The 17,365-nt window shown below is 51.3% G+C and carries 13 protein-coding genes; 10 read left to right on the forward strand and 3 right to left on the reverse strand.

Going from position 1 to position 17,365, the window contains the following annotated elements:
• Positions 1-35 precede the first annotated feature (35 nt).
• The 6 genes from AR333_RS12485 to pdxK all read left to right on the forward strand — a co-directional run bounded on the left by AR333_RS12485 (position 36) and on the right by pdxK (position 5,830).
• Positions 36-704: a YjgB family protein gene (locus tag AR333_RS12485; RefSeq protein ID WP_068775679.1), complete on the forward strand. Its 669-nt coding sequence runs from the start codon at positions 36-38 to the stop codon at positions 702-704.
• 109 nt (positions 705-813) lie between these two features.
• Complete coding sequence (locus AR333_RS12490; protein WP_068775680.1) at positions 814-1,476, forward strand: SGNH/GDSL hydrolase family protein; 663 nt, start codon at positions 814-816, stop codon at positions 1,474-1,476.
• A gap of 60 nt (positions 1,477-1,536) precedes the next feature.
• Positions 1,537-2,535, forward strand: a complete 999-nt coding sequence (gene mgrA, locus AR333_RS12495) for an L-glyceraldehyde 3-phosphate reductase (protein ID WP_068775681.1) — start codon at positions 1,537-1,539, stop codon at positions 2,533-2,535.
• Between the two features lie 209 nt (positions 2,536-2,744).
• Entirely contained in the window at positions 2,745-4,076 is a 1,332-nt protein-coding gene (locus AR333_RS12500; RefSeq protein ID WP_068775682.1) for a globin-coupled sensor protein, read from the forward strand.
• Between the two features lie 166 nt (positions 4,077-4,242).
• Positions 4,243-4,770: an ADP-heptose synthase gene (locus AR333_RS12505; protein WP_068776095.1), complete on the forward strand. Its 528-nt coding sequence runs from the start codon at positions 4,243-4,245 to the stop codon at positions 4,768-4,770.
• A 244-nt stretch (positions 4,771-5,014) separates the two neighbouring features.
• Entirely contained in the window at positions 5,015-5,830 is an 816-nt protein-coding gene (gene pdxK, locus AR333_RS12510) for a pyridoxine/pyridoxal/pyridoxamine kinase (protein ID WP_068775683.1), read from the forward strand.
• 117 nt (positions 5,831-5,947) lie between these two features.
• Here the strand turns inward: pdxK and AR333_RS12515 are convergent, their stop codons facing one another.
• Positions 5,948-7,828 (reverse strand): LTA synthase family protein, encoded by a 1,881-nt coding sequence (locus AR333_RS12515; RefSeq protein ID WP_068775684.1) that lies wholly within the window; start codon positions 7,826-7,828, stop codon positions 5,948-5,950.
• A 358-nt stretch (positions 7,829-8,186) separates the two neighbouring features.
• On the opposite strand from AR333_RS12515, the gene AR333_RS12520 reads away from it, so the two are divergent.
• Entirely contained in the window at positions 8,187-8,861 is a 675-nt protein-coding gene (locus AR333_RS12520; protein ID WP_068775685.1) for an SOS response-associated peptidase, read from the forward strand.
• Between the two features lie 37 nt (positions 8,862-8,898).
• Here AR333_RS12520 and AR333_RS12525 read toward each other — a convergent pair whose 3' ends face one another.
• Both AR333_RS12525 and AR333_RS12530 read right to left on the reverse strand, forming a co-directional pair.
• Complete coding sequence (locus AR333_RS12525) at positions 8,899-10,218, reverse strand: MFS transporter (RefSeq protein ID WP_068775686.1); 1,320 nt, start codon at positions 10,216-10,218, stop codon at positions 8,899-8,901.
• Between the two features lie 254 nt (positions 10,219-10,472).
• On the reverse strand, positions 10,473-11,357 hold the full coding sequence (locus AR333_RS12530; protein WP_068775687.1) for an EcsC family protein: 885 nt from the start codon (positions 11,355-11,357) through the stop codon (positions 10,473-10,475).
• 229 nt (positions 11,358-11,586) lie between these two features.
• On the opposite strand from AR333_RS12530, the gene AR333_RS12535 reads away from it, so the two are divergent.
• The 3 genes from AR333_RS12535 to hrpB all read left to right on the forward strand — a co-directional run bounded on the left by AR333_RS12535 (position 11,587) and on the right by hrpB (position 17,334).
• Positions 11,587-12,873: an MFS transporter gene (locus AR333_RS12535; protein ID WP_068775688.1), complete on the forward strand. Its 1,287-nt coding sequence runs from the start codon at positions 11,587-11,589 to the stop codon at positions 12,871-12,873.
• Between the two features lie 182 nt (positions 12,874-13,055).
• Positions 13,056-14,288, forward strand: coding sequence for an Ig-like domain-containing protein (locus tag AR333_RS12540; RefSeq protein WP_068775689.1), 1,233 nt, complete (start codon positions 13,056-13,058; stop codon positions 14,286-14,288).
• 439 nt (positions 14,289-14,727) lie between these two features.
• Complete coding sequence (hrpB, locus tag AR333_RS12545; RefSeq protein WP_068775690.1) at positions 14,728-17,334, forward strand: ATP-dependent helicase HrpB; 2,607 nt, start codon at positions 14,728-14,730, stop codon at positions 17,332-17,334.
• The last annotated feature ends 31 nt before the right edge of the window (positions 17,335-17,365 follow it).

Below are 17,365 nucleotides of genomic sequence, written 5' to 3' on the forward strand. Positions count from 1 at the left end.
GGGTAATGAAGCATTAGAAAAGGGAGTGAATCAGTATGAAATATAACCGGCAAAAGCGAGGATTCTACAGCATTCCCCTGACTGCCGCTTTACTAGTTCCTTTATCCCTGTCTGCCTGCAGTTCGAATGCCAGCCCGCCGCCTGAGGCAAGCCCTACACCTGCGGTAAGCGCGACACCGGCACCGACATCGGCACCGGCACCGACTGCATCTCCTTCAGAGACAGCGCCAGCTCCATCGACAACGCCTGATGGAACAGGAAATACGGAGAGCAAGGCTTCATCTGAATTGAAAAGCATCCTGGCTCTGGCCCGTAAGGGTGAGGTTAAGGGTTCGGAGTTTGCAGCCCACATCGACTTATTCGATGAAGTCGAGCGGAAATGGGGCAAACCCGATAAGCAGGAAAGTGCGGGTAAGGGCATGTACGCCACCTATTCTAAAGAGAAGATTACTTTCGGCTTCAATAAGGGCATGAAGATTTTTGATGTGCGTTCCTATGCCGCATCGTTGAATCAATATAATGTAACAGCAGTCAAGCAGGCTCTCGGCGAACCGGCGGATACGACAGTCAACGGTGAAGATACGATCTATACGTATCCGGCAGGTGACTTTCAACTGAAGGTCGTCATTCCTAAGTCTACCGGTCTCGTTGATCATATCTCCGTCTATAGTCCGCAGGATGCCAAGAATAATATGGCCGGTTAAAGATCGAACAGCTTTCACGGGGAGCTGTTTTTTATTTGCGCTGCGGCAGGGGATTTGTCCCTCAAAGGCGAAATAGCTAGAGGCAGGTCATAAGGAGGGCGTCTAACACATGAGATTCGAGAAACGTGACAAATTGGTTATGATTGGTGATTCGATTACCGATTGCGGCCGTGCGCGGCCGTATGGGGAAGGCAGAGTGGAAGCGCGCGGAAGCGGTTATGTGATGCAGACGGATTCGCTGCTTCAATCCGCATATCCTTCGCTGGGAATCCGCGTCATCAATATGGGGATAAGCGGCAATACGGTCCGCGATCTTCAAGAACGCTGGAAGAGCGATGTTCTGGATCTTAAGCCGGATTGGCTGTCGATCCTGATTGGAATAAATGATGTATGGAGGCAGTACGACGCTCCGCTAATGACGGAGAAACATGTATACTTGGAAGAGTACGCAGAAGTGCTGGAGAAGCTTGTATTCGAGACTAGATCACAGCTAAAAGGTCTCGTACTGATGACTCCTTTCTATTTGGAGCCGAACGAGCAGGACCCGATGAGAGCTACGATGGATGCATACGGGGCAGTTGTCCGGCGCATCGCCGAGAAGTATGATACGGTATTTGTAGATACTCAGGCGGCGATGGACCAACTCCTGAAGCACAACTATGCGGCAGCCCTCGCCTGGGACCGCGTTCATCCTAACCAGTCCGGGCATATGGCGATTGCCCGCGCTTTTCTTAACGCAGTCGGGTTTGACTGGCGGGGAGAAGAAGCCTGACGCTGCGTTTGAAGAGAGCGATAGAAATTTGAAGCAACTATAATACCGGAGGTGTAACACATGTCTACTTATTTGGCCCATTCAGAACGTTACAGCACGATGCCTTATAACCGTGCAGGCCGCTCTGGCTTGAAGCTGCCTGCTATTTCGCTCGGCTTGTGGCATAATTTCGGAGGTGCGGATGCTTTTGAGAACAGCCGGGCTATGATCCGTACCGCCTTTGATCTGGGCATCACCCATTTTGATCTTGCGAACAACTATGGACCGCCGCCAGGATCAGCGGAAGAGAATTTTGGTCGCATTCTCAAAAGCGATCTGGCCTCCTACCGCGATGAACTGATTATTTCTTCAAAAGCGGGCTATCTGATGTGGGAAGGGCCTTATGGTGAATGGGGTTCCCGCAAGAACCTGACTGCCAGTCTGGATCAGAGCCTGAAGCGGATGGGACTGGATTATGTGGATATTTTTTATTCACACCGGTTCGATCCCGAAACGCCGCTGGAAGAAACGATGATGGCGCTGGATTCGTTCGTGCGTCAAGGTAAAGCTTTGTATGTGGGCGTCTCGAACTACGATGCGCAGCAAACCGCAGAAGCTGTGCGCATTCTCAAAGAGCTCGGTACACCCCTGCTCATTAACCAGCCCGCCTATTCTATGTTTAACCGCTGGATCGAGAACGGGCTGCAGGATGTGCTGAGCGAAGAGGGGGTTGGAAGTATCGCTTATGTTCCTCTGGCTCAGGGATTACTGACGAACAAATACCTGGACGGTATTCCGGCGGATTCCCGCGTGGCCAAGCCGTCTATCTTCTTGAACGAACAAGACGTCACGGAGGAGAAACTCCGGCAGATCCGGCAGCTGGGTGAGATCGCGGCGCAGCGTGAACAATCTCTCGCGCAAATGGCCCTGGCCTGGGTGCTTCGAGAAGGTCGCGTGACATCCGCTCTGATAGGAGCAAGCAGGCCGTCACAAATTGTGGAGAATGCGGCCGCTGTCCGTAATCTGGCATTTAGTTCGGATGAACTGGAAGCTATCGAATCCATTCTTAAAAAATCATAACGAGTAAACCGGCTATCCTGGGAGGGAAGGCCGGTTTTTTGTTGTCCAGCATAAGTAAACTTTGATCTTACTAGGCTTTGTTAGTAATCTGCTAATAAACAAATAAAAGGCACATTTTAGATTAAAACATTATACAAACATTGAACAAAGTATGCTAAACTAGATCCAAAGAACTAGTTGAAACTAAATTAGGGTTGGAGTGATAGCAGATGAGCCGTTGTCCTTTTCATTTTTTCTCAAAAAAATCCGGCGGGACTGCAACTGGCAGCAGTGAATTGTTAAGTCAGGCGAAGCAGAAAGGGACAGGTGTTCTGGATGTCGGTGCGGATCTGGAGATGGGTCAGCAGGTCCGGATGATCGGGCTTACGCAGGAAGACATGTTGGTCCTTCGTGCCGTGCAGCCTCTTATAGCGGAACACATTGATGTCATCGTGGAAGCTTTCTATCAATCGGTGCTTAACGTGCAGAGTCTCAAGAAGATTATTGAAGATCAAAGTACGGTAGAACGACTCAGACAAACGCTGAGAGAGCATTTGATCGAAATGTTCTCCGGGCGAGTGGATGCCGATTTTATTGCCAAAAGACTTCGGATTGCAGAGGTTCACCAGCGGATTGGACTTGCTCCGAAGTGGTATATGGGCGCTTTTCAGAATCTGCAGAACGCCTTTCTTCAACTCATACATAATTTATTCCCGCATGGCCAGGATAGTCTGCAGCTGATCACCGTTGTATCCAAACTTCTGAATTTTGAGCAGCAGCTTGTGCTGGAGGCTTACGAACAGGAGAATGAGCGTCAGAAGCAAATGCAGTATCAAAGGATCAAGAATGAGGTTAAAAGCAAAATTTCGGACGTAAGCGAAGAATTATCGGCCCTGACACAGCAGACCAGTACCTCCGTACGTGAACTGATCTCAAGCAGCGGAGAAGTGCAGAATTCGTTTCGTCACAGCTTTGATAAATCAAGAGAAACTCAGCAGATGGCGCTTAGGGGTCATGCCAAAATCCGTGATTTGGAGCAGCGTATGGAAACCATTACGTCAGGCGCCCAAATGATGGAGAAATCCGTCGGGCAGTTGAGTGAATCGGCCAGACAAATTCAAACCATTGCCGTGAGCGTGCAGGAAATAGCCAATCAGACGAAGCTGTTGTCTTTGAACGCATCTATTGAAGCGGCGCGGGCCGGCGAGCAGGGAAGAGGATTCGCCGTCGTAGCGGGGGAAGTGCAGAAGCTTTCCGATGATACGAAGCATACGGTCAGCCGTATTTCCGATCTTATCGCGCATTCTAACCGGATTACCGGAACTGTCGCCGGTGCGATCCATGAAGTAAGGGCGCTTGTGGAGAGCGGGCAGAAGGAGGCTTCTGAAGCCCGGCAAGTGTTCGATGGGATCACGGAATCCATGCGGAGCAGTCTCAATGAGACGGAGCGTGTGAAATCCGAAATGGGTTCTCTTGGGGAGATCATTGATCTCATAGGCTCATCTACCGTCAAAGTGACGGAGTCGGCGGACGCCTTGAACAAGGCCGCAAATCATTTGTAAATCTCAGAATCCTGTTAGAGCGTTCAGGTTTACGGTCCAGCTGATTTGAAATCTCTCATTTCTTCCTGTAAAAAATGCGCACGAGTGGTGGAAGGACCCGCTCCTAAGTGTTATGATGGTATTTGACTATTTTAGGCTGTGCCGATTTACAGGAGGGGGAGAAATGATGGGCCGACGCTTTGTCATCGAGTCCGTCCTGGTTGCCATATACGGACAACTGATGGTGCCGAGCCGTCCGGTAGAATATATTCTGCCGTACTCAACACTAGCGGAGTTGTACGAATTGAAGGATAGCCCGGAGCCCGTAATGCCGGATGAGCAGGAAGATGCGCACGTTAAGAGCATGATCGGGGAACTCATTCAATTTTTCGAGGATTCACTCAATAAGAAGAAAATCGAGCGGGCGCTTGCCGTTCCCTGGCGTAAAAGTCCGCCGATTCTGGTCAACGAGATGGTATCGTTTACGATTATTAACTCCGTAGATAACGCTCATTACGGTGAAATATTCGATCCGATTGAAACAGAATTGATTCTTACGGCTATCCACGAGAAGGTGCCGATGCTTACGGATCAGATTGAACTTGTGGACAAAATGATCCAGGGGGAAGTTCCCGTCCAGGTGTTCGATGTTGAAGATTTTGAATTTGCTTTGGAGGATGAGCGTTCATCCGATGATTTTAAGACACTGCTCTAGAACAGGGTCTTCGAGAATCCGAAACAGCTCTTGCAGCCCGGCATGACCGGCTTGCAGGAGCTTTTTTTGATAGGTGCAAGAAATAAAGATTATCCGATCGGAAATGTATGTTTAATGAATAGTTGGATATTGCGAAATTGCAGAGTCTGGCGTAGGATAGAAAGATGAATATCTGTCGGACGAGTCTTATCGATTAGGCATGACGACAATCAACTTGGGGTTTTATAGCAAGGAGGACGCAGCTATGTACAAAGCATTAACGATTGCCGGATCGGATACCAGCGGGGGAGCCGGTATCCAGGCCGATCTCAAAACATTCCAGGAGCGCGGCGTGTACGGAATGACAGCATTAACGACTATCGTAACGATGGACCCTTATAACGGCTGGGCGCACCTGGTATTCCCGATTTCCACGGATGTGCTGGCTCCGCAGCTTGATACGGTCCTGCACGGTGTGGGTGTCGATGCCATGAAGACGGGCATGCTCGGCTCAGTGGAAATCATTGAACTCGTCGCCCAGACGATCGACCGCGAGAAGGTCGGCAATGTGGTTATTGATCCCGTGATGGTCTGCAAGGGCAATGACGAGGTCCTGCATCCGGAGACGGCTGTCAGTTTGCGTGATGTACTCGTGCCGCGGGCGACAATTGTTACGCCGAACCTGTTCGAGGCGGCACAGCTTAGCGGCCGTGAGCCGTTGCGCACAGTCGATGATATGAAAGAAGCGGCTGCTGTTATCAAGAAGCTCGGCGCGGGGTACGTCTTGATCAAAGGCGGCGGTAAACTGCAGCATGAAAAAGCCGTAGATGTGCTCTACGACGGAGAGACATTCGAGCTGCTGGAATCCGACCGGATCGAGACCACGAATACTCATGGAGCCGGCTGCACATATTCCGCGGCGATTACGGCTGAACTTGCCAAAGGCAGATCAGTCCGTGAAGCGGTACTCACAGCCAAGGCATTTATTACCGAGGCTATCCGGTATTCCTTCCCTCTGAACCAGTACGTAGGGCCAACGCGTCATTCCGCGTACCGTGAGCATGTTCTGAATCAAGAATAATTCCAGGAGGGCTGAACATCCGGTGCCGCAGGTTATACCGGATCTGCCCGAAGTGAGATGAATAAGAAAAAATGCCTTGATCCTATAGGATTAAGGCATTTTTCTTATACTTTACGTTTACTTCCGCTTTGGCAATAGTTTGACATACTCATCATTCAGTTCCATAAAGTCCATGATGTAGTCGTAGTCTTTCTTATACTTGCTGAAATCGGCGACTGGTTCCAGTGTCTTGAGATCGACTGCACGTCCGTCCTCAAAACCCTCTCCCGGTACGAACATAATCTCGTTATTAAAGAAAGAGCCGGTCGGCAGGTAGTAACGCATACCGATAATGTTATTCGTTACATTCAACAGATCATGCCCAAACGGTACAAAGGCATTATTGTCGAGTCTAATTCCAAGCAGGTTAGCGACTGTAGGCAGAATATCCACCTGGCCGCCGGTTGTCTCGACTGTCTTGCCTTCCGGCAGAGAAGGCGAATGAATAATGAGTGGAATATTAAACCGTGAAATCTGCGGATCATATTTGATTCCCAGCAAATTATTAACTTCTTCGGGGCTGTTGTCTTGAGGCTGCAAGCCGAAGTGATCCCCGTATATCACAAGCACGGTGTTCTCCCACATGCCATTTGCTTTCAGATTATCAATCAGCGTACCGAGTGCGTAATCCGCGTAATGTACAGTTTCAATATAATCGCCGAGCTGCTTGCCTTTGAGCGAATCAGGCAGCTTAAACTTGTTCTTATCCGCCGGAACTTTAAAAGGATGATGGCCGGAAGTAGCGACGAACTGCGCATAGAACGGTTTCTGCTGTTTATTCAGCTCCACCAGCTGCTCCATACCTGCCCGGTACATTTCTTCGTCCGAAGCTCCGAAGGCGTTAAACTGGTCGTTATTAAAGAATGGCTTGTCGAAATATCGGTCAAAGCCTAATGCCGGATACATCTTGTTACGGTCCCAGAACTTCACGTCGTTGACATGAAACGTATTCGATTCATATTTTAGCGAATGAAGAAGACGGGGCATACTCGGCAGCTCACGGTCGCTGAATCCGGCGGACATGGCAACCGTGCCCGTAGGATAAATCGAAGTGTTGGAGATAAATTCAGCATCCGACGTATTCCCTTGTCCAACCTGCTGGAACACGTTCGGGAAGTAGAAGCTTGAAGAAGTGAGCTCATTAAGAACAGGTGTGACCATCTGATCGTTCACTTCAAGGTTGATCGGGAAGTTCTGCATCGCTTCCATCTGGACGACGATGACATTCTTGCCTTGCTCCGATCCGAAGTAAGCAGGCGCTGCGCCTGAACCCGCTGCGGAACCGTACGGATAGGCAGCTTCTATCTCTTTCAGTTTCTGTGCCACTTCTGTCGTGTTCGCGTAGGTACGTGAATTCTTATCCTTGAGTCCATCCCACAAAGAGATAGCCTGATAGGCAAAGAATCCGAGCTCTTCGCCTTTCTTCAGTTCGTTCTTAGTGCTGGATGCTGCAGCAATCGAACTTGAAGTCAGCAGTACGCTGACGAAGATCAGCGCATAGGCGATAGGTGAAGGCAGTTTGAATTTGGGCTCTGAGAACCGGGCTTTTCTTCTCATCAGGAAGGAAAGGGCTAGTATAACCACAATATCCGCGATGAACAGCAAGTCGATCGGCTTCAGAATAGAACGGACGGACGAAGAAACTTGTCCGACTTGATTTAGCTGCATTAGCGTTGTGTATATAGGTACTGTTCCAAAGTTTTGAAAATAAATGGTGGATGCAAGCAATGCCAAACTGACTAAACCGTTATAAGTCCAGAACAACGTTGTTTTAAGGCGCCCGGGCTTGAACAGCTCGATTAAGCTAGCGACAATAATAACATCAAAGGCGTCTACAAATATTTTATCAAGAGTCAGTTTGTCATAGACCAAGATCCGGAACAGTGCCATTTTGGCAATCAGCATCACGATTGTCCATAGAAACAGACTTTTGTACCAATCTTTCCATCGATTGCTCATGCAATGACTCCTCTCCTAATCGATCTATACCGTTATACTAAAAAAATATTAAGGAATTATGAACGCGGGCAGGCTCGTGCGGTTCCAAAAAGTGGAGAACTTCTTTAAAGGCACGTGAGACGTGCTTTTGTTCTTATCCAAAAAGAGAGATACTAATTTTGTGTAATAGCAATCCTGTTTGACCTTCGTAGCTCGGCCCGTCCATAAAACTCCTCTGCCTATTGTACCTGAAAAGAGGGGGTGATCCAAATAATTCGTGTCGAATTTTGTCGCAAAAAATTTAAGAGACTCGGAACTTTTGTATATTATTCCTTTTTGAGCGAACAATAACCCCCATAGGAAAGGGGTGCTTTGAAGCGTGTGCAGACAATATTCCTTATCAGCCGATTTACAGGAAATTCAAACTTATTTCGGGATTGATCATGTGCCAAGTATGTACAAAGCCCGCTACAATATCTCGCCAAGACAGCATGTACCTGTTGTGCTGCATGCCAACGGACGGCGTATTCTGGATGAATACCGCTGGGGATTGGTTCCATTCTGGGCGAAGGATGCGGTGAACGCCGACGGGATGTCCGCACATCTTAATCCGGCTTACCGCAAAATATTCAGAAGACAGCGGTGCGTCATTCCGTGCTCGGGATTATATTATTGGCAAAGCGAGGGCAAGAAGAAATTGCCAATGAGAGTGGTGCTGCGAAGCCGCAAAGTTTTTGGCGTCGCGGGTCTATATGATATTTGGACCGATCCGCGGGGGAATGAACTGCGGACCTGCACCTTTCTGATGACCGAATCCAATCGTCTGATTACCTCATTCCATAACCAGATGCCGGTTATCTTGAATCAGGATTCTTTTGAGGATTGGCTGCTGAACAAGGAAATCGGGACGGACGAGCTCATACCTCTCTTGAAACCTTACGAAGCGTCCCAGATGGAGGCTTACCCGGTTACCCCCCTGATTTCCAATCTCCAAATGGACCATTCAGGCTGCATTGAGGAAATGAACGTGAAGCTTGCCTGGATAAAAGAATAAGAACAAGCCCGTGCCTTCTCGGACGGGCTTGCTTGGTTTATGAGCCGGCAGCCGGCTGATCCACATCTGTTCGGGGGTGAATAGCGAACAGGGCAAGAGCGGCCGCGATCAGACAAGCAGCAGCCATTACATAGAATATCCAGCCGGGCACCCGGGTCAAGAGCAGGGATATAACGGGAGGACCCGCTGCAACTCCGATAAACCTCATGCTGCTGTAGAAAGAGGAGATCGTACCGCGCTGAGATTTGTCGATACCCGCCGTAATAAAAGCATCCAGACACGGTAGTGCGAGTCCGATGCCGATTCCGAGTAAAGACAGCATGAAAATCAGCATAGGCAGAGATGAAATCATGACATTACTGCCGAGTGTCGCACCCAATGCCAGAACACAGCCTGCGAATGTTAACCACTTCATCCGCTTTTTATGCTGGCCGATGATTTTGCCGGTGATAAACGAGGTGATACAAAGAAGCGATAGCGGAATGGCAAGGACACAACCCTTTAGTATGCCGCTTAGCTTGTATTTGTCTTCAAGCAGCTCCGATAAATAGAAGAGCGAGCCGAATAAGAGGAACATTGCAATGCCGCCGATTGTGAAGATGGCGTAAAGCCAGCGGCCGTTTTTAGAGAAAATCCACTTTAATTCTTTGATAAACACAGGCAACGATACCGGAGGTTGTTCTTGTTCTTTGGATTTTGGCCGGGTTACAAGTGCGGATGGTTGTTTTCCCTGCTCTTTATCAGCCGGATTTGCTGAGGCTTCCTGCTTGGATTTTGTGGCTTTAGCCGGGTTTTTGACCAGGAATGCAACCATCAGGATTGAAATCAGGCTAAAGACCGGAATCGCCAGAAAGGGCAGGAACCAGATAATGGACGCGAGTGCGGAGCCCAGGATGGGGCTGAGTACTTTCCCGCCCGTATTGGCGGTTTCGACAAGACCAAGCCCGCTGCTGACATCGCTCTCACTTGTGAACATGTCGCCCACCAGCGGCATTGCGACCGGAGCAGCTCCGGCTGCTCCTATACCTTGAAGCAGCCTGCCCGCCAAAATAATCGTATAGGGATGGGGCATAAACCAAGCCGCGAGTCCGCAGACTGCTCCCCCGATTCCGGCAATTATCAGGCTGGGAATGATGACAATTTTGCGGCCGTACCGGTCGGAGAGGAAACCCGCAACGGGAATCAGCAGAATGGCAGCAAGCGAATAAGCCGTTATTAGTAGACTGACCTGAAATGATGTAACGGCCAGCTTTTCGCGAATTAATGGCAGAATGGGGATAAGCATTGAATTTCCGAGCGTCATGATTAGAGGAATCGATGCCACGGAAATGAGGTCCCATTTTTTCTTCGCCTCCATACGGCGATCCACGCTCCTCGAGTTGACTTGCTTTGGAACTCCGGTTATCCGGTAGCCGCGAGCTAGAACTACTTTGCTCAAAGGAGAAGGATTTTATGCTTTTCTCAAACCGATTAATCCGGTCGGAATTATGAAGACTTAACTTGATGGCTGCGCACGAAAAAACGTTCCCCGCTGCTTAAAGAAAGAAGCAGCAGAGGAACGTTTTTGCAAGCAAGGCGGCACCCTGCGAATGCCTGGTGTTTGCCGATCCGCTATATTTGCCCGTGTCCGGATGCTTTATCCGGTTCTTCCGGACTTGCCCCCTGTTCAAGCGTTTGTGTACTCAAGCGCTCCAGAATTCTGCGCTTGCGGTACAGCATTTTGCCCGCTTCCGCCACGTCTTTAATGGTGCCGCGGTTGAAATACGCCCCGAACAGCATTCCGGCAATGGGAATCATCTGAAACAGCTTCTTCCATCCGAAGTTATCCCGGTAGGTGGCGATGACTTCCCGCCAGCCCTGGATTTGAGCCGCGGCCTGATTCTGGCGCTCGGGTGCATCATACAGGGCGAGCTTCTCCAGAATGGCTTTTTTACCGACAATGTCGGACGATGAGAACTGGAGGCAATTGATGATAAAAATCCGTTCCTTCTTGTCATTAGGATCATATCCGTAGCAGACGGCTATTTCCTGAAGCACCTTAAGAGAGAGTCCCAGCAGGGACGGGATATCGATTGCCAGTGTGAAAATACCCCCGAAACCGGTAGTAGCCCCTTGAACGGTTGCCATTGCGGAGCGGGATTCCGATAAAGCGTCCGCTGCGCGGTCCATTGCGGCAAGAGGGAGTCTGGACGCTTCCTCGATAGACGCAACCGCAGATTTGTCCCCGTCCCCTTTAATCCGTGTATGCTTGCTGAGGTGTTCCAGACTTCCCCGCTGAGAAACCAGATAGCGTCCGCCAGTTTGAAGATAGCTTCCCATTTCATCAATAAGTTGTCCGATCCGGTCCTGCAAAAATTTTGGTGTTAGTCTGTCCAGCAGCACAAACGGAAGCCGTCCGAGCTTTTCCCAGAAAAATAAGCCTTTCTGATCGTCTTCCCATTTTTCAATCATTTTTAATTCATGAAGGAGCTGTTCCTTAGATTCTTGTTCATTCATATATTGTCTGCCTCCTGTATGTTCACTGATCCATTCTTTTTACTACGCAGAGCGGCAGCTTTTAGATTCATTGCGCAGCGATTTAACTCCGGTACAGATTCATTTTTTGAAAAAAGGGGCGGAAAAGGGGAAGAATTAAAACGATTCTTTCCCTATTTCAGAGCAGAGCTGTCTGGTAAACTGTAGAAACTTAATCCAACAGCTGCAGCTAGAAAAAGAGGAATGACGCATGAAGTTTACAGATTTTCACCCTAACGTACAAATTAGAATCGGAATGCATTTCATGACGGGAATGCTTAGCAACATGGTGCTGCCGTTCATGGCCGTTTATTTTGCCAAAACGCTTGGAACGACGGCCGCGGGTCTTGCCGTTATGGCGAGCATTAGCGCAGGTGTCGTTACCACCTTCATGGGCGGATATTACGCCGACCGGATCGGACGCAAGAAGCTGATGCTGACAGCTGAACTGATCTGCGCCGCAGCCTATATGACGATGGCGCTCGCCAACTCCCCCTGGCTGCAGTCCCCCTATCTGACACTCATCATGAGCGTAGTTGTCGGGGCGGGCTGGGGATTGAGCAGGCCCGCGTCAGATGCCATGCTTATTGATGTAACGGAACCGGACTCGCGGAAGTTCATGTACAGGATTACATACTGGCTGAATAATTTATCGATTTCGATAGCAAGCCTGGCAGGGGCGTTTTTATTCAGTTCTTATTTATTCGAGCTGCTGATAGCGGTAACGGTCATCACGGTCATTTCTTTTCTGTTTACGTGGCTGTACTTATCAGAGACGCTCCAGCCCTATCAGCAGGAACACGCAGTTCGATATTCATCTGCCGTCGGGAGTCCGCTTGCTGTACTCAAAAGTTACCGCCAGGTATTCCGTGACCGCACATTTATGATCTATGTATCGGCCAGCCTGCTGATGGTTTCGGTGGAATTCAATCTGACGGAATACATTGCAATCCGGATGGAGAAAGAGATAGATTCCGTATCGCTTCTTCCCGGCTTGTGGCAGGAAATCAGCGGCCTGGAACTGCTCGGCATACTCCGGACTGAGAATACGATAGCGATTGTCGTGCTGTCCCTCTTTACCGGCTATCTGCTCAAAAAGCGGGCCGATACCAAAACGATGTTTATCGGCCTGTTTCTGAATATTGCCGGTTACAGCTATCTCGTATTCGGCAGCTCGCCATGGGCATTGATCCTTCTGATGTTAGTAGCCACAATCGGAGAATTAATCTACGTGCCGATCAAGCAGGCGTTTCTCGTGAACATCGTGCCGGACCATGCCCGCAGTTCATATATGGCCATTAACGGTATGCTTTACAGCGGGGCACATTTTGTATGTGCGATCAATGTCATTATCGGCGGCTTTCTTCCCGCCTGGGGAATGGGAATTCTTATTTTCTTCACCGGCTGTACCGGGATGCTGCTTCTCGCGACAATTCTTCCGCAATTGTCGCAAAGCTCTGAGCAAGCATCAGCGGGCAAGCTGGTGTCGACAACCTAGCAGCTGTCTACCTCAAGATGATTATCCATACAGCGTCTTTCGACTAGTGTCGGGGGACGCTGTTCTATTTTATTCGTTTACAAAAAAAGGATGAAGCTGTTTAGATGAAGGCCAAGTTATGCCGGGCAATACGGCCCGGGCAGCTGCATAGACTTTCAATAGCGAAGAGAGGAGGGTATGCTGTGCACTATAAGAAGAGGTTCTCGGCACAGGTTAACGGCGCGGCTAGTATCATCGGCGGTACAGATTATCATATTCTTGCGTCATCCGCCGAGCTGGTGCTGCCGGAGCAGAGCACGGTTCTCTATGCAGAACTGATCTGGGGAGGATACAGTCCTTCATACACGGGGGAAGAAGGAATCCCCGCCGAGGACAGCCCGATAATCTTAACGAATCAGGCGGATACGTTCCGTTTAACGGCGGCAGGAAGTATAGACCCCGCGGCTATTGCAGCTTCAAAAGAGGTAAATGAACCGGGAGCAGATGCTGACACCAAGCATTCGTCTATCATCTGTTATGCCGAGGTTACTTCTGTGATCCAGGCTGGTGGTGCAGGTATTTATACGATCGGCGGATTACCTGGTACCGGTGACCGTGCAGAGGATAGGGCCGGTATTACAAACTGGGTGCTGGCGGTGCTTTATCAGCATGATACAAAACCGTTTGGGGAGATATCGCTTCTTGTGAGGGATGAGGAGGGAGTACAGCCGCCGGAGAATCCTTGGACCGCCATCAGCGGATTATGTGCGCCCGCCAGCAGCCTTCTCCAGGGGGCATGGTTAGTGAGTGCAGCAGATATGACACTTAGCTTCGAGGAGAATTTGCCGGTCAGCGGCCGGTTCATGGCGGTAGGCGCAGAGACAGAGGGGCGGGTCCGGTCTTACAGCCTCACAGAAGCACCTTCTAGCGGCACGGTCGTCTTAGGCTCTACGGGGGAGTTTGGATATAGGCCGTACAGCGGTTTTACGGGAACGGATGCGTTTATTTATTCGGTTACAGATAATAATGGAGTGTCTTATTCAGGTTCTGTTACAATCCGGGCAGCCGCCCTCCAAGATGTTCAGCCTGTTAAGGCTCATATTTCATCGAGTGCAGTACAAATTCATAGACCTGTGAATGCGGCGCCCGTCTGCGAACAGGCACCTAAGGACGATTCGGATGTGGAGAGCCCGCCTTGCAGCCTTAATACTCCTCCCGGTAACGGAACCGCAGTTGTAGCTTCTGACGGGTCCTACACGTACACGCCGAATCCGCATTTTAAAGGGATGGACAGCTTTACGGTCAAAATCCGCGATCCGGAAAAAGGAACGCAAACGGCTACCGTCATCGTTCATGTGTCAGCGGAAGCAGACCGTGCCGATCCAGATGAGGCATGGACTGCCGAAGAGGTAGAGGAGAGGCCTTCCGATGAATAGTTCGGAAGTCCCGCCTCGATCTTTTCTGTCGCAAGCAGTAACGCTATTGCCGCTCTTAAGGTAACGCATCCAGTCTAAATAACTTTAATCGTCTGCCGGGATGGTATCGGCAACCATTCTTTCGGGTACACCTTTTCCTGTATGACTTTCGATGGCAACTTATGCAGCTGATCCCGGCAGTATGATTACATAGGAATCTTAAACTAAAGAACGATTTTGTTTAGCCAAATGATGCCCGCCCTACCAAAGAACTAGAAGAAGACCGATCCTAAATATTTTTCCGGTTGATGATATTCATTCCCTGCGGGCTAGAGAGAAATAAACAGGGAGTAAGGAGTCAGCCGGTCCGGTTGCGCGGATAGACGAAAAGCAGTACCTTGGTTTATGCTGTTAAGAGGGTTGTTAAGCTTGGGGATAAACACATTCGGAGGTATTACTTGTGCCATTACCTATTGAAACTATACTTCCGGAGTTGAAAAAAACGCTTCAGGAACGATCATGCGCTGTTCTGACCGCTGAGCCTGGAGCAGGCAAAACTACGCTTGTACCGTTAGCCTTATTGGACGAGCCTTGGCTTATGAATAAACGAATTGTGATGCTGGAGCCCAGGAGACTCGCTGCACGATCTGCCGCCGGATACATGTCTTCCTCTCTGGGTGACAAGGTTGGCGGGATCGTCGGGTACCGGATGCGTTCGGATACCCGAGTCGGCCCGGATACGCGGATTGAAGTCATCACCGAAGGAATTCTGACGAGAATGCTGCAGCATGATCCGGGGCTTGAACAGGTCGGAATCGTCATCTTTGATGAATTTCACGAGCGCAGTCTGCATGCCGATTTGGGGCTGGCGCTCTGTCTTCAGGCACAGTCTTTGCTCCGGGATGATTTAAGAATTCTGATCATGTCTGCGACGCTGGATGCGGATGCGGTATCCATACTGCTGGAAGATGCTCCTGTTCTAAGCAGCACAGGACGCAGCTATCCGGTTGAAACCCGTTATTTGACGCAGCCGGCCAAAGGTCGCATTGAGAATGAAGCGGTTAAGGCTATTTTGTCCGCATGGGCGGACGAAGAAGGGGATATGCTCGTCTTCCTTCCGGGTGCTCCGGAAATCCGGAGAGCGGCAAGAGAACTTAAAGCTAATCTCAGTGAGGCGGATGCAGCTGTCCTGCCGCTCTATGGCAGTCTCTCTCAGGAGGCCCAAGATAAAGCTATCGAGCCTGACCGCGCAGGAAGGCGCAAGATTGTGCTTGCCACCACGATTGCGGAGACCAGCCTGACGGTCGGGGGAATCCGCATCGTTATTGACTGCGGGCTGACCCGTGTGTCGAAGTTCTCTCCGCGCACCGGGATGAGCAGACTGGAGACTGTCCCGGTGTCACGGGCGTCGGCCGATCAGCGGCGGGGCCGGGCAGGACGCCTGCAGCCGGGCGTCTGTTATCGGCTGTGGACGGAGCTGGAAGAAAGCCGTCTGGCGCCGTCTTCCAGCCCTGAGATTGCCGAGGCCGACCTAGCGCCGCTGGCGCTGGAGCTGGCGGCCTGGGGCGCGCAGCCGGAGGAGCTGCGCTGGCTGGACCTCCCGCCGAAGGCGGCTTACCAGCAGGCCTGCAGCCTGCTGAGGCAGCTCGGCGCGCTGGATGCGTGCGGCGCGATCACGCCGCACGGCCGGCGTATGGCCGAGCTCGGGCTGCACCCGCGTCTCGCGCATATGGCGCTGCGGGCGCTGGAGCTCGGCGCAGGCGGGCTGGCCTGCGAGGTGGCGGTGCTTCTCGGCGAGCGTGATATTCTCCGCTCCACGCCCGAAGGACGGGACGCGGATCTGCGGCTGCGCGTCGAAGCGCTCCGCAGTGCGGGTGGGGCGCAAAGGGAGTCCCGCCCTGCTGAGAGCGGCGACCAGCCGGGCAGGAACCGCCTGCCGGGTTTGACCGCTGGCGGCGGGGGCGCGCAGGACGAAGCCGCAGAAGAGCGGACAGCGGGCACAAGCAGAGCGGATGCCGCGTCCGTAAGCCGCCTTCACGCCGAAGCTGCTCGCTGGAAGCGAGAGCTCGGTGTACCCCGCAGCGAGGTTGCGGACGCGGCGCTCACCGGCCTGCTACTCGCTTTTGCCTTCCCGGACCGGATAGCACGGCAGCGCTCGACGGGCCGTTATCTGCTGAGCAGCGGCAGGGGGGCAGCGTTCCCCGATATGCAGCGGCTATCGGCCGCTCCTTGGCTTGTCTGCGCAGAGCTCGACGATCAAGGTGCGGAAAGCCGGATTTATCTTGCTGCTCCCGTAGAGCTGGAAGAGCTGGAAAATCATTTGGCCGAGGCGATAGAGACCGAGATTCGTACCGTCTGGGACCGGGAGGCACAAGCCGTACGCAGCAGAAGGAAGGTCATGCTGGGGTCAGTAACGCTGCGCGAAGGGATGCTTACCCGGCAGGATCCTGAACAGGTTCTGACCGCGCTTCTGCAAGGCATCCGGCTGGAGGGGCTCGCGATTCTCCCTTGGAGCCGTACATCCCGCCAGCTTCAGCAGCGGCTCCAATTTATGGCTTCGGCAGATAAGGAGTGGCCTGAAGTTAGGGATGACCGGTTGCTCTGCACCCTGCAAGACTGGCTGGCTCCGCATCTTTACGGGATGAAAAGCAAGAACGATCTCCAGCGGCTTAATCTCACCGACATTCTCGGCTCCATGCTTTCTTGGGAGAAGCGCAGAAGACTCGATGAGGAAGCGCCGACGCATTACACGGTTCCGAGCGGATCACGCATTCCAATCGACTATTCCAATGCCGCAGCGCCATTCGCATCCGTGCGTCTTCAGGAATTGTTCGGGCTAAGCAGGACGCCGGGGCTATGCGGCGGAAGAGTTCCGCTTACGCTTCACCTGCTCTCGCCGGCGCAAAGACCCGTCCAGATTACGCGGGATTTGGAAAGCTTCTGGCAGAATACCTACTTTGAAGTAAAAAAAGATCTCAAAGGGCGTTACCCGAAGCATTACTGGCCGGACAATCCGCTTGAAGCGGCCCCGACAAACCGGGTCAAACCCAGAAAACCGAGCCCTTAGCCGGGATTCCTGACAAAATAGCGAGGTGTAT

Source organism: Paenibacillus sp. FJAT-26967 (assembly GCF_001541095.1).
GTDB lineage: Bacteria > Bacillota > Bacilli > Paenibacillales > NBRC-103111 > Paenibacillus_F.